Below are 12,969 nucleotides of genomic sequence, written 5' to 3'. Positions count from 1 at the left end.
TGTCAACCGGCGAGTGGCTCAGCGCAGACCGGGGTGCCGGCGCGAAAGGATGGGCACCAGAAGTCGTTTCGGGAGGAAAGGCACAAGCGCGGCGGCCGCGCGGTTGGCCAGGCCCGGGACAGCGACCATGGCGCCCTTGGCCAGGCCGTTGATGCCGACGCGGGCCACCACCTCTGGCGATTCCCACATCACGGACGGCAGTGCGCCATGCGCCTCCTCGGAAGTGAAGCCGGCCCGCTCGCCGAAACCGGTGTCGACCGGTCCGGGGCACAGCACGGTCGCGGTGACGCCGGTGCCGCGCAGTTCGCCGGACAGGCTCTGGGTGTAGGACAGCACGAACGCCTTGCTCGCGCCGTACCCAGCCTGGCCGGGTAGCGGCTGAAACGCGCCGGTGGAGGCGACATTGAGCACCGCTCCCGTGCCACGGGCCACCATCGCGGGCAGGAAGCGGGTGCACAGATCGACGACCGCGACAACATCGAGTTCGACCATCGCGATCTCGGCATCCGGGGTGGCCTTGTGCACGGGGCCGAGAGTCGAGATTCCGGCGCAGTTCACCAGGATCGAGGGCACGAGACCGAGCGCTTCGACGCGACCGAGCAGCGCGGCGCGGGCCTCGCGGTCGCCGAGGTCGGCGGCGAGAATATCGGCGCGCACACCGGTCGCGGTGATCTCGGCGGCCAGTTCGGCCAGCTTGTCGGCACTGCGCGCGACCAACGTGACCTGGTGTCCGCGCCCGGCCAGCTCGCGGGCAAGGGCGGCGCCGATGCCGGAGGACGCGCCGGTGACGATCGCGGTGCGGTCGGCGGCGGGAGAGGGAAGGCTCATGCGCCCCAGCCTAGGGTGACCGGCCGAGGCAGCCGGTCCGACAGCTCGGATCAGATTCAGTTGACGGAGGTCGGTGCTGTACTTGCGGTGTGGGTATGTCGGAACAGGCGCGACTCAGCCGTGCACGAGCGGGCTCAGGGCCTTGCCTGCCAGTTCGAGGATGCCCGGTTCGTGACCGTTGGCGACCATGTTCACGATGATGCCGTCGACCCCGTGATCCAGGATGCGGCGCTGGATCTGCTCCGCCACATCGTCGGGGGTGCCTGCGAACACACTGTCCGCCGAGATCACCACCACGACATCGCGCTGCATGAACTCCTGCGCCAGCTTGCGCGCCCGGTCGCCGTCCTCGTCGATGACGACGACGGCGCGGAAGCTGGTCTCCAGGGTCTGTGGGTCGCGCCCGGCCTCCTCGCAGCGCTGCCGCAGTGTGGCCAATTTCTGCGGCAGTTCGGTGGTGTGGCAGAGGAGGTTCAGATGGTCGGCGTACCGCACGGCCAGGCCGAAGGTCTTTTTCTCACCGCTGCCACCGAGCAGGATCGGCAGGTCGTCGCGCACCTGCGGCTCGTTGATCGCGTTCTCGGCGCGGTACCACTTGCCCTGGAAGGTCGGCCGCTGCCCGCGCAGCATCGGCGAGATGATCTGCAGGGCCTCGTCGAGCCGCTGGAACCGCTCGGTGAAGCTGCCGTATTCGAAGCCGTAGCCGATGTGCTCCTGCTCGAACCAGCCCGCGCCGATGCCGAGGGCCGCGCGGCCGCCGCTGATCACGTCCAGCGTCGTGACGATCTTGGCCAGCAGCGCCGGATTGCGGTACGTGTTGCAGGTCATCAAGGTGGCCAGCTGGATTCGCTCGGTGACGGTGGCCAGCCCGGCCAGGGCGGTGTAGGCCTCCAGCATCCAGTCGTCCGGCTGCCCATAGACCTGATAGAAGTGGTCCATGAAGAGCACGGCATCGAATCCGGCCGCCTCCGCCTCCTGCGCCTGCGCGATGACCCGCGGGAACAATTCGCGCGGCGAGGCCGCGTAGCCGAAGTAGGGCATCTGGTATCCGAGACGAATGCTCATGCTCTACGACGCTACGGTCGTTTCCCGCGTCGACAGGGAGCGATAGTCCATGGCAATCAACCGGGCGTCACACGGCAATGGCCCGGAAATCCGCGTGCGACCGCATCCAGGCCACGTAGGACACCGAGGGGAATCCCTGAGGCGAAGCTCCGGGTCGGGACCTGATGTGCCCGGCCCTCCTCCGACGAGACCATTGCAGGATGGAAACCGTTGGTAATCAGAACATTTCAGGAACCGTTCGACGGCGTGCCGGTATCGCCGCACTGGCAGCGGCCGTCACGGTAACGGGCCTACTCGGACTCCCGGCGGCAATCGCATCCGCGGACACCGCGGACAGCTGCATGTGGGCCGGCACCCCGTACTCGCAGGGAGCCACCCTCGGCGCCGGTGGCTGGACCTTCACCTGCGGCCGATCGCTGACCGGAGACGCGCGCTGGGATCGCGAGGCGTCGGCACATCGGACGAGCACGGTCGCCAATCCAGGCGCCGCAGGCGATCCCACCGGCAGCTTCAGCGCGGGGGCCGTTCAGCCGGGCACCAGCTACAACGACTACTGCGTGGGCGAGCAGCTCGTCAGCGGTCGTGAATCCGTCTACGAAGCCGTGCCGGTCGGCGACAGCTTGCGCTGGCGTCCAGTGGGTCCGATCACGCAGTGGCGTTTCGATCAGGGCGACGGCACTGCCCCGACCGCACGGTCCGTGACCGAGTGCCGGGCGGATCCTCAGAACTGAGCCCGACCGATGAGGCCGGTCACGCAGGGATCGGCGGCTGGGCCAGGCACATTCGGGATGACAGCCGGGCTCGACCGCGACACCGTGCCCGCCCGATGTCCCCCGGCACCAAATCTGAAATGAAAATGTGTCTGAAAATGCCGACGAAACCGACGGCGAGTGGCGAGAATTGGCCCCGACGGTTCGGCACGATTTCAGCACCTGCGCACCGTCACGAATCTCCTTCGGCAACAGAGGAATTGGACGATGCACAGGTTGTCGAGATCCGCCGCGGCGACGTTGGTCGCCGCCGTCGTCGCGGTCGGGACTGCGGCGGTCGGCGTCGCGCGGGCGGAAACGCCCGGCGCGCAGCCATGCACCCCGTACACGGCAATTTTCGCGCCGGGGACCTGGGAGACCACGCCAGGAGCCGATCCCGGGGTTCCCGTCGGGATGCTCCGGCCCGTCGGCGATGGCCTGGAACGGCAATTCGGCCGTGACATCACGGTGCTCTACGTCCCCTATGCCGCAAGCGCTTTCGACCTGGGTCTGAGCTATGCGGAGTCTTTGAGCACCCTGGAATCCCGCTTGCACCGAATGATGCGTGGCCTGTGCAGTTCGACGCGGGTCATCCTCGCCGGCTACAGCCAGGGCGCGGACGGCATCGGCGATCTCGCCACCGAGATCGGCAATGGTGACGGTCCCATCGGTGCCGATCGAGTGGTCGGTGTCGGACTACTGTCCGATCCGCATCGCGATCCGAATACCACACTCTCCCTGGGAAATACGCAGCCCGGCCACGGCATAGCCGGAACACGAAGCCGGGATTTCGGTGCGTTGACCGAGCGGGTTCGCACCCTGTGTGCTGACGGCGACCTGTACTGCTCCCTCGATGCCGCCGCCTCCCCGCTCCTCGCCGTGTTGGGCAGGGTGCTGAGCGGTGATGCCGAATCGATCGCGAACGTCATCCCCGCCACGGTCGATCCCAGCAGCCTGATCGCTCAAGCCGTCACCATGGGCGCCGGCTGGACCGCCACCGCGGCGAACCTGCCTACCATTCTCGACAATCTCACCAGCCTCCCGGAGTTCATCGCGGCGGGTGACATTCGCGGTGCGCACCACGCTGCGCGTGCCCTCAACGTTGCCCTTTCCCCGTTGGTCCAAGCCGCCGCCGGTGTAGACCGAGTCCTGGTCGCCCAGGTCATCCGCGCAGCGGCCGCCGTCGATCCCTCTGGCCGGACCGCAGGCGTCAGCGTCATCGCCGACGCCCTCCTGCACATCGATTTTCTGAGCATCGCCGACAGGGTCGGCCGAATTCAGGAGATCCTCTGGCGTGCAGTCGAATCCCTCGATCGCAACGACCCCGTCGCCGCCGCCGCCGACCTGGCGATCTTCGCCGCCACCGGCGCCGACCTCACCGGCTCCGTGCTCGGCCCCGTCGCCGCCGGCATCCGAGCCGACCTCCACGCAACCACCCGAACCCTGCTCAGCATCACCGACCCGCCACCGTCGATGAGCTCGTCCAACTGGCCCGCCAAGGCGTGGACATCGCCAACTTCTACGCCTCCAACGCCCACATCGACTACGGCGACGACGTCGATATCCTCCTGAGCTACCTGAGCTCCCAGGTCGTTTCGTAGCCTTGGAAGCCGGGTCAGGGCTCGGCGAACACTCGCCGTTGCGTCGACTCGATCTGGGTCGAGCCGACGCAACGGCATTCAGATCAGCACGCCACTGCGTCTCCGACCGAGTTGTCGAGACGCACCCCTAGAACTCTCGACAACTCGCCGACACTGTCGGCACTGGGTGTCACCACATCGCGTTCCCAACGGCTGATCTGGTTTCCGTCCGCGATTCCGATCCAGTCGGCCAATTCCGCCTGGGTGAATCCGGAGGCCATCCTCGCCGCTCGAATAGCTTTGCCGATCCTCGTGGACATGGTCTCCCCTCTCTCTAGATGCCATCGGCACGGACTGCATCGGCGCGGGTGCCCGTCGGCGAACACTCGTACCCCTGATGCGGTCTCGCACAGCCACATTCGAAAGATATCGGTGAATCGGCCTTCGAAGGAGGCTGTGACTGCACGGCAACTGACTGTGCACGCACAAACTTCCGCGCCGCCGGGCGCGGAATTCCCGACTACTTCGGTGGGTTGTCCGCATCGGTGGCGCCGCGGCGCCAGTCACGTGGCGTCATGCCGAATGCTTCGCGGAATCGCCGGGTGAAGTGGGCGGCGTCGCGGAAACCCACAGCACCGGCCACAGCAGCGACGGACCGGTGCGCGTAGCCTCTGTCGATCAGCATGTCGCGGGCCCGGACCAGGCGTTGTTCGATGATCCACTGCTCGAGGCTGATTCCCGACTGTGCGCATACCTTGTACAGGTGCCGAACGGAGATGTTGTTCGCGGCGGCGATATCGGGCATCTTCAAGGTCGAATCGGACAGGTGTGTGCGCACATACCCGAGGATCTGCTCGATCAGCAGTTGCTCCGGGATGGCGGCGCCGTCACCCGGACCGCGGCCTGCCGCCGAGATCAGTAGCGCCCGAACCATTTCCAGGCACGACTCACCCACAGCGGCGGCGGCCGGATCGGCTTCGAGCTGGTCGGCGATCGCGACGAGATGCTGGATCTGCGCCGTGACCATCGGGTACAGCGGCGATGCCGCCAGCCGCCCGTGAGCAGCGACGACCGTTTCCGCGGAAATGCCGAGGCGCTCCCTTGACAGCTGCAGGCACAGCGTTCCCCCGAGACCGTGCCAGCCGGAGGCGAACGTGGTGGCCAGGTCGATCACTTCGCAGGCGCCGGGCTCGATCAGCGTTTGCGCACCGAATTGTTCGTGCCTGCGCACCTGCCCGTTCTGAACGGTCACCGTCAGGGTGTCGCTGGGCGTGATTCGCTCGTGCCGACGTGTTCGGCAGACCTGGTGACCCGATACCTCCGAGCGAGTGAGCGCGATCGGACCCAGCATCCAGGCCTGGTGCCGGCTGACCACTTCGGCCGGTGAATCCCACATCTGCAGGTTCGCCCCGATATCGGCTTCCTGCAGGATTGCGGTGACCGCCTCCCGGCGGTCCGCCGGCGTGAAGTAGTCGGAGTCGATCAGCACTGCCATCGGTGATCTCCACTTCGGATCTCGCCGGCGGTGGAGTCCCTCCCGTCGCCGGCCGTTGCGCGTTTCGGGTGGTGGCAATTCGGGCAAAGGTGATTGCATGGCCTGTAGTCGGCGATGCTATCGCGCCGCGGCGCGCCCGGAGCCGGATTCGGCAGGGTTGCCGCACCGACTTCACCGACCTGCGGTGGCGTGTTCCCTTGCCGCGGTAGGCCGTAACGCCAGGATTCGACGTTCGGCAGGTGTCGCCGTCGCAGCCCACTCCGGCCGCAGAGCCGCATAGGTGCACACGTCGCGCCACCGACCCTGGGTTCGGTACAGCTGCCGCAGCCGCGCCTCCGGCGTCAAGCCCACTCCCGACATCACCGTGTCCATCACCGGATGATCGTGGCGGTGCCCCGCCCATACCCGGTGAATCCCGAGCGGCCCGAAGGCGAATGCCGCCATGAGCCGCCCCGCCTCGATTCCACCCGCACGCAGCGCCCCTTCCGGAACCACGACCAGACCGCCGATCATCGCGCTGCTGCCGAAATCCTCTACCAGCAGACCGATGGTGCCGACCATGGTGTCCGCACCCGGCGCCGTGATCGCCAGCGTGTACTTGCGCCGCGGACTCTCGCCGCGGGACCGCAGGGCGGCGTCGAACGACGCCGCGGCTGCCCGGACGCCCATGCTGTCGGTGCCCATATATCGGGTCAGGTGCGGGTCGGTGAAAATCCGCTGATAGACGCCCAGATCACCGGCGCGGAGATCCCGCAACCGCAGCCGCGTGCCGACCAGTTCCACATTGCACACGTCGATCGTCAACGGACTTCTTCCATCGCCCGCGCGAATGCCGGAGCAACCCGTGGATCTATCGCGGGTATGAGCTCGTCGAGGTCGACATAGGTTCGCCCCGACGGGATCAGCTCACCGAGCAGGATCCGGCGAGCCGTGTCCGCCACCAAGGCGCCGCCGAGCATCACCCCGGACGCGAGTTGAGGCCAGCTGGACAGGCTCCGGCCGACCTCACCGACAGCGTCGCGCATCGCCGGACTCAGCCGCGGCTCATCGACCACTGCCAACAGAAACGACAGCAGCTCCCCCCGGTTCATCCTCGCGACATCGGACGAGGTCGACCCGCCGCCGCGGCCGTGGAACAGCGGGCGATGGGGTTCGTGATCGAAACGCTCCACATCCAGCAAGCCGCGATCGTTGGCGTCCATCAGTACCGGGATCCCCCGGCGCCGCGCGCACTCACGGGCAGCGACTTTCGCCCACACCGTGTCGCATTCCTCCACCAACAGATCCAGCGGCCGGGTGCCGCCCACGCCATCGAAGAACGGCCCGATCGACTCCTCGGTCAACCCGTCCATGAACACCTCGATGTCGAGATAGGGGTCGATCTCGAACATCTGACGCGCCGCAAGCACAGCCTTGGAAACCCCGAGATCACCCACCCCTGCCCGCAACCGGTTCAGATTCGACAGCCCGACGGTGTCGAAGTCGGCCAATCGGAACGATCCGCCGACCCCTTCCATCGCCAGCGTCACAGCCGCGCTGTTGCCCACCGACAGCCCGATCACACCGATCCGCCGATCGCGCAGGTCTCGCTGCTGCACCCGGTCGATCTTGTTGCGATTCCGATCGGTCCGCACCCGCTGGAAACCCTCGCGCGCCAGCACATGCACCAACCGGCCGTTCCACGGATAGAACACCCATGTTCCCCACCGCCACAACGGAGTCCCGCCACAGATCCGGCGACGGGACGCTGCCAGCGAGTCCGTCGAATGCGCGACAGCAGGGTCCTCGCAGCGGATCAGTTCGTCGAGCTGATCTTCGATCGTGTCGTGCACCGCACTCACAGAACTCGACTCTGCGAGCGCTTCCAGTTCACGCAGTCCTTCCGGGCTCGACGCATCGAGCAGCACTGGACGGAAATGCGATGTCGCAGCGCCGGGCGTGAGTATCGTCGGACGCGGAACCGAGCGATGCAGAACCATGTGTGCACAAACCTCCGACACTCATGAGGCGAACGGACACCCGCTCGTCCCTGTCGACCAGGACGCGCAAAGGATACATACAGCACACCCCCAGCAAACCGACCTTCGGTCCACCGGCATGGCGCGGCAATACCTGAGCCAAACTGGGACTATGACCAATCGATTCGGCGCGAAAGGCGACCCGCTCCATCACCTTTCCTCAGTATCGCAATAATTCCGCAAGCATCGATTCCAGCGCACCTGAGGACGTACTTCCACCGGCGTGGTACAGAACAGTTCGACTGCACGACAAGGTCGAGTCGGACAACTCCGGCACCGCCGGCCAGGTTCGCACCTTGTTCGCAAGTGGCCCGTGTCACCAGCCTCGCTGTCGCCATTCGCCCAGGTGGGGACGTTCGACGCCAAGGGTAGTGTCGCCGCCGTGACCTGGATATACCGCTGTGTCGTCGGTGTAGCGGTCGAACAACTTTGTCGTGACATCGCTGTAGAGCGAGTCGAAGTCCTCGGGCGTGCCGGTCTTACCGATACCACCGGGAAACAGGCTGTCGCCGGTGAACAGATGTGTCCGGCCCGCACCGTCGGTCAGCGCGATCGTGATCGAGCCCGGCGTGTGGCCACGTAGGTGAATCACGGTGAGTTTCAGGTCACCGATGACGATCGTGTCGTTGTCCGCGAGCAGCCGATCCGGAGTAACAGGCAGGGGTCCTGCGTCGAGTTCATGTGCCGCAGTGGGGATTCCGAGCCCGGCCACCTCAGGCAATGCCCACCAATGATCGATGTGCTGGTGTGTGGTGACGATGAGCTGCACCTGTCCCGGAGCTTCCTGCTCGATGAGCTCGACAAGCCGACTCGCCTCATTGGCGGCGTCGACGAGCAGCGCCGCACCGGTTGCGGAGTCCTGCACGAGGTAGACGTTGTTGTCGCCTCCGCCCACCGACATTTTGACGATTCGGGCACCAGGGACGTTGCGTTGCTGCGGATTCGACCCCGGCGAGACGTCGCCGGTATAGGGGGTATCTATCGTGATCACGGCCCGATGGTAGCGGGGGACAGTCCACGAACGCCGCCACCAGAGGCCGGTCCTGTAGGTTGAGAAAGTCTTCATTGTGCTCGACTTCGGAGGATGTTGCTCGAATGGCGTCGTTCACGGAAACGGACATCAGTGCGACCGCGGTCGCCGTAGCGCACTTCCGGGCGCTGGAGAGCAGCCGAGACGACGCACTGTTCTGTGATGAGTTCGCCTCGTTGTTCGTGGATGCTTCCGGGCTGCCGGTGAGTGGCATCGGCCTCTCTGAAGTGACCTCGAACCGGGTCTACTTGTCCGTTGCGGTACGCACGCACTGGCTCGACGCCGGGGTAGTCGATGCGGCGTCCGCGGGATGTCGGCAGGTGGTACTGCTCGGGGCCGGACTCGATGCGCGCGCTGTCCGACTCGACGTTCCGGCACAGACTCGGTTTTTCGAGATCGACCTGCCGAACGTGCTGGCATTCAAACGTTCGGTGTTGGCCGCGAACCGTGCGGAGCCGCGCTGCGAATACATAGACGTGGCAGCTGATCTCACTGCAGGCGACTGGCCGACCCGGCTGATCGATGCGGGATTCGATCCTGCGCAGCCGACTGTATGGGTCGCCGAGGGCATTCTGATCTATTTCGACTCCTCGACCAACGACCGGATCCTCGACGCTGTCTCCGAGGTATCGGCGGCCGGAAGCCGGTTGTTGTGCGGACATTTCGGTGCAGGGTCGCTCACCGAAGCACAAACCAGGGAGATGACCCGGCGCACCAGTTCGGCAGGGTATGGATTCCAATCCTGGGTTGCCGATCCGAAAGCGTGGCTGGCGGAGTGGGGTTGGGACGTCACCGCGACGACAATCAAGGCGCACGGTGCGACTCTCGGCCGCGACCTGCCCTACGAGGAGACCCCGGGTCGCGAGATCGCGTGGCTGGTGGCGGCCGCGCGTCGCTCGGAGTGCGCGTGATCGGCCAACTCGATCTGTAGTCGGTAGGCGGCCTCTGGCGATCGTGCCGCCGCCCAACAGGCTCGCCGGGTGGTACCGAACGCCAAACCGGGGTCGAGCACGACATCGGGGTTCATGGTGCGGGCTCGCACCCAGATGTCGCCGTTGTGGCGCAGCAGCCGATATCGGCGGAGCCGGTCTTTGAGCAGGTAGGCCGCGTAAATTCCCGCGGCCGAACCGGCGGCGGTGATGGCGGCGAGCCCGAGTGCGATGGAGATGAACTCGGCGTTGCGGTACCAGAAGCCATCCGAATGTCGCTGCTGAAGAACGAGATTCAGGATCTTGAACACACAGTAGGTCAGACCGAGAGTGCAGGCGACGACGATGAATCCCAGGGCTGCCGCGAACGGCCCGCGTCGCACCCAGGTCAGCTCACGCACCGCATACACAGCACTGACGACGACCGCGCTGGCCAGCGGCCCGAGATACGCGATCCAATACATCACCACCGGGCCTGTGACCGGGAAATCGTTGCTCATGTACTCGGTCGGTGTGTCGGCCATCGGGGTCGACAGGAAGGTGACCACCATAGCGACGACGATCGCGACGGCACTGGCGGCCTGCGCTCCGATCGGCAGGTCACGGCCGGTGATGTAAGAGACCAACGTCAGCAGAGGAATCGCGGCCAGCGCACCGAAGGTCATGCCCGCCAAGGACATCACGTTCGCAACGCCGGTCCAATCCTGCAGGATCGGGTTGATCACGTTGTCGGTGATGTGGCGGATGCGGCAGGCCTTCGCCAGACCGAGGGCGAGCAGGAGCTGAGTCAGTGGATTCGCGAGTCCGGTCCCGGCGCCCGAGCGCTGACCGCCGTGGGAGTCGGATCTGATGCGGTGCAGTGCAAGCACGAGCAACATAACGGGAATGATTGCGGTGACGGCGATGTTCACATCGACCACCCGAACACCACAGCCGCGCGTTCGAGCATTCGGCGCTGGCGGGGACTGAGTTCCCGATCCGGTAGCAGTGGGCGGCTGAGTTCATCGGCCGCCTGCATCAGCAGCGTTGCGAACCATTCTGCTTGCCGTTCGACAGGAGCGTCGAAATTGCTACGCAGGCAGGCTTGCTGGTCGATCAGCCGTTGAATGACAGTCGCCGGGATAGACGGCGTGGTACGAGAGTAGTACTGGAGCCGCTGATCGTCGGAGACATCGTGACCGAGGACGATGTGCCCGAGCTCATGAGCGATGATCCCGTCCCGCTCGATCGCGGTCACCTCGGACCGATGACGGATGAGGTCCTTCTCTGGCAGTGGGATCCAGATGCCGGAGAAGTCGACAGCCTCGTATTCACCGAGCCCCTCGACGATTTCGATCGGCCGGGCTCGCTGCAGGCTCAATTCCTCCACGAACCGATGCATCGACCAAGGTCGCCGCAACGTCAGTTCTCCGAGAGCGCGTTCCGCGACAACACGATCCTGGTCGACGGCACCGCTAGTCGAGGGAGCCAAGGTAATTCGTCAACTCTTGTACAGCGTCGTCGCCCAGCTGATCCGAACCGGCACGAAGAGTAAGGAAGGGAATCCGCTTGTCGCGCTGCATGATCAACAGCCCGAGCTGATGGTAGGGAGCGTAATATCGGTCGGGGTCGCTCGACAGAAAACCACTTGGCATATCGAAGTACCGGGCCAGCTCAGCGAGCATGTCATCGGCCGGCTGTTGAGCGCCGGGCAGGCGCAGCACTTCGATGTCCTTCGTCGGCACCGCGCGTCCCAGAACCTCCGACAGCGCTTGCGCCACAGCCGATGCAGACACTTCGATGCCGTCTCCATCGATGACCGTAGCGAACAGTGCGTTCACCCGCTTCTCCAACGGTACGACTCGGCTGTGCTCGTTCAACGACCTTCTCCCTCGGTCAGGCGTATCCGCTCCAGCTTAGACCGCCATCGCCTGGTGAACCTCTCCACTCGAGCGGAGTCGAGATCGACAGCTTTGGCTGCGAGCCAACGCCGATACTGTTGGTCTTCGCGTTCGCCCCCCGTGGCGGTCGGCGGCGCCGCGAGCAGTGCGCCGATAAGCCTTTCAATACCCCTCGGGAGTTCTCTACCGGGTCCGCCCGCCCGCTCGAGCACCTCAGTTGCCTGGGCGGCGGCGAGCCTGCCGACCGCAACGCCCAGCTGCTCCTTCACCGCCCGCGCGGCATGTTGAGCGGGCGCGGGAAGATCCGAGCGGTCACACAATTGAAAGCACACGTCGGCAGCGGCGACAAGGCTGTCCACGACGTCGATATCGACCTCGACCAGACGAAAGCCCAGCGGATCACTCTCGAAGCCAGTGGGACCACGAGAGCTCGTAGCACCGGTCGGCATGGATTCACCCACCGCTGCTGGATCACCACCGTGCAGTGTCGCCCTGGCACTGCCCTGCACCCACCCGAGCCCCGCATCGAGCAGCTTCAAGGTCCTAGGGCTCGGTGGAGCCGTGTCATCTCCCGGGTGTTCGACACGAGCCAGGGTCGCGACAGAGGGCCCGCCCGCAGCGTGGACCTCCTTGCGAGACAGCCCGAGCTCGCTGCGTCGCTCGGCGACGATCTCGCCGAAGCGCCCCTGCCGATCTCGAGTCACCACAGTCGGAACCTTATGCCAACCCACACTCACCGAACCACCTTCCTGCATGCCCTCGGGCGCCGACGACTCCATGGACGACTCACACAGCCGTCGGCTATGCTCACACGGTGACAATCTCGACACTACTGAACACTCATGATATTCCGGTGAGTCTTCCATGGCATATGGATGCCACAATGCCGCCTACCGCGGACTGAGACGCGGTCGACTGTCGAGACCGATCGTCGGTGAGCCCGTCAGGAACCACGCAGGCCAGGGATATCCGGACAGCTCATGACGACGAGATCCAATCTGTGTAGTGGCGTGGAGGGGGCGCCATTACTTGCCCGCGATCGGCACAGTGCATCGTGTCGATCGCGCGCGTAGCCGCTCCGGTCAATGACGACCGGGGCGGCTACGCAGCCCATTCATTTCACCTGAGGCGGCGTGACGCAGAGTCCCGATCGAGGAAATACCTCGTCGAGTTCACAGATCCCGAGCACGCCTCCGTTTTCGATTCGTCCGGGACCGAGCTCTACACCTCGAACGTTTCTGACCGGAAGGAACGGACCGCGGCGGGCCCCCACACCCCAAACCGCCCCCCCCCCCCAACCGGCTACATCGGCCCCACCGGGGGCCCCACCCCCCCCCCACGCGACGACATCGCCCCACTCCTGGACGCCATCGTCCGCTACTTGCCCTCGCCCTT

General features: G+C 65.6%; 14 protein-coding genes. 3 read left to right on the top strand and 11 right to left on the bottom strand.

From position 1 onward, the window contains the following. Positions 1 to 18 precede the first annotated feature (18 nt). Together ACFWPX_RS28375 and ACFWPX_RS28370 are read right to left on the bottom strand one after the other, a co-directional pair. On the bottom strand, positions 19 to 828 hold the full coding sequence (locus ACFWPX_RS28375; RefSeq protein ID WP_378930556.1) for an SDR family NAD(P)-dependent oxidoreductase: 810 nt from the start codon (positions 826 to 828) through the stop codon (positions 19 to 21). A gap of 114 nt (positions 829 to 942) precedes the next feature. Continuing rightward, positions 943 to 1,893, bottom strand: a complete 951-nt coding sequence (locus ACFWPX_RS28370; protein ID WP_378930554.1) for an LLM class F420-dependent oxidoreductase — start codon at positions 1,891 to 1,893, stop codon at positions 943 to 945. A gap of 200 nt (positions 1,894 to 2,093) precedes the next feature. On the opposite strand from ACFWPX_RS28370, the gene ACFWPX_RS28365 reads away from it, so the two are divergent. Both ACFWPX_RS28365 and ACFWPX_RS28360 read left to right on the top strand, forming a co-directional pair. After that, on the top strand, positions 2,094 to 2,624 hold the full coding sequence (locus ACFWPX_RS28365) for a hypothetical protein (RefSeq protein ID WP_378930552.1): 531 nt from the start codon (positions 2,094 to 2,096) through the stop codon (positions 2,622 to 2,624). Positions 2,625 to 2,870: 246 nt separating this feature from the next. Then, complete coding sequence (locus ACFWPX_RS28360) at positions 2,871 to 4,214, top strand: cutinase family protein (protein WP_378930550.1); 1,344 nt, start codon at positions 2,871 to 2,873, stop codon at positions 4,212 to 4,214. Positions 4,215 to 4,326: 112 nt separating this feature from the next. Here the strand turns inward: ACFWPX_RS28360 and ACFWPX_RS28355 are convergent, their stop codons facing one another. From ACFWPX_RS28355 to ACFWPX_RS28335, 5 genes are all read right to left on the bottom strand, one after another. Further along, a complete protein-coding gene (locus tag ACFWPX_RS28355) occupies positions 4,327 to 4,542 on the bottom strand; it encodes a multiprotein-bridging factor 1 family protein (protein ID WP_378914692.1) in 216 nt (71 codons plus the stop codon). A 200-nt stretch (positions 4,543 to 4,742) separates the two neighbouring features. Beyond that, on the bottom strand, positions 4,743 to 5,717 hold the full coding sequence (locus ACFWPX_RS28350) for a helix-turn-helix transcriptional regulator (protein ID WP_378930548.1): 975 nt from the start codon (positions 5,715 to 5,717) through the stop codon (positions 4,743 to 4,745). Positions 5,718 to 5,888: 171 nt separating this feature from the next. Further along, positions 5,889 to 6,521: a GNAT family N-acetyltransferase gene (locus tag ACFWPX_RS28345; protein WP_378930546.1), complete on the bottom strand. Its 633-nt coding sequence runs from the start codon at positions 6,519 to 6,521 to the stop codon at positions 5,889 to 5,891. Continuing rightward, on the bottom strand, positions 6,518 to 7,696 hold the full coding sequence (locus tag ACFWPX_RS28340) for a ThiF family adenylyltransferase (protein WP_378930544.1): 1,179 nt from the start codon (positions 7,694 to 7,696) through the stop codon (positions 6,518 to 6,520). Before ACFWPX_RS28340 ends, ACFWPX_RS28345 begins: the two co-directional genes overlap by 4 nt. Before the next feature lie 355 nt (positions 7,697 to 8,051). Next, positions 8,052 to 8,726 carry an MBL fold metallo-hydrolase gene (locus tag ACFWPX_RS28335; protein WP_378930542.1) on the bottom strand — a complete coding sequence of 225 codons (675 nt, stop codon included), beginning with the start codon at positions 8,724 to 8,726 and terminating at the stop codon, positions 8,052 to 8,054. Positions 8,727 to 8,830: 104 nt separating this feature from the next. Here ACFWPX_RS28335 and ACFWPX_RS28330 point away from each other — a divergent pair, with 104 nt between their 5' ends. Then, entirely contained in the window at positions 8,831 to 9,676 is an 846-nt protein-coding gene (locus tag ACFWPX_RS28330; RefSeq protein ID WP_378914702.1) for an SAM-dependent methyltransferase, read from the top strand. On the opposite strand, the gene ACFWPX_RS28325 is transcribed toward ACFWPX_RS28330, so the two are convergent. The 4 genes from ACFWPX_RS28325 to ACFWPX_RS28310 form a co-directional block, all read right to left on the bottom strand. After that, positions 9,607 to 10,572: a hypothetical protein gene (locus ACFWPX_RS28325; protein ID WP_378930540.1), complete on the bottom strand. Its 966-nt coding sequence runs from the start codon at positions 10,570 to 10,572 to the stop codon at positions 9,607 to 9,609. The genes ACFWPX_RS28330 and ACFWPX_RS28325 overlap by 70 nt on opposite strands. 29 nt (positions 10,573 to 10,601) lie before the next feature. Beyond that, positions 10,602 to 11,075, bottom strand: coding sequence for a hypothetical protein (locus ACFWPX_RS28320; protein ID WP_378914706.1), 474 nt, complete (start codon positions 11,073 to 11,075; stop codon positions 10,602 to 10,604). Positions 11,076 to 11,148: 73 nt separating this feature from the next. Continuing rightward, entirely contained in the window at positions 11,149 to 11,514 is a 366-nt protein-coding gene (locus tag ACFWPX_RS28315; protein WP_378930538.1) for a hypothetical protein, read from the bottom strand. A gap of 35 nt (positions 11,515 to 11,549) precedes the next feature. Further along, a complete protein-coding gene (locus tag ACFWPX_RS28310; RefSeq protein ID WP_378930536.1) occupies positions 11,550 to 12,113 on the bottom strand; it encodes a hypothetical protein in 564 nt (187 codons plus the stop codon). Positions 12,114 to 12,969 lie beyond the last annotated feature (856 nt).

The sequence above is a fragment of the Nocardia sp. NPDC058518 genome (assembly GCF_042719655.1).
Classification (GTDB): domain Bacteria; phylum Actinomycetota; class Actinomycetes; order Mycobacteriales; family Mycobacteriaceae; genus Nocardia.
This window is presented reverse-complemented; position numbering and strand designations above follow the sequence as displayed.